Source organism: Methylobacterium sp. Leaf93, assembly GCF_001422345.1.
Taxonomy (GTDB): Bacteria; Pseudomonadota; Alphaproteobacteria; order Rhizobiales; family Beijerinckiaceae; genus Methylobacterium; species Methylobacterium bullatum.
Window position 1 is genome coordinate 156,634 of sequence record NZ_LMMS01000002.1, and the last position, 213, is coordinate 156,846.

General features: G+C 61.8%; 1 protein-coding gene. It reads right to left on the reverse strand.

Translation table 11 applies throughout. The annotated features are described in order from the left end of the window. On the reverse strand, window positions 1-192 hold a 192-nt coding region (locus ASF26_RS23330), incomplete at its 3' end, for a transposase (protein WP_244475823.1). Window positions 193-213: the final 21 nt, after the last annotated feature.

A 213-nucleotide genomic window follows, 5' to 3' on the forward strand; every position in this document is an offset into this window, starting at 1 on the left:
GCGATTGTAGACCGTGGTGCGTGGACCGTACTCCGCCGGGCAATCYTGCCAGCGGCAGCCTGAGGTGAGCACATGCAGCATGCCCGAGATGATCTTCCGGTCGTCCTTGCGCTCGGGGCCGGGTTGGTTGACCGGCATGAACGGCTCGATCACCGTCCACTGATCATCCGAGAGCCAGAACAGGTCTGCCATCATCGCCTCCATGCTGAAAAC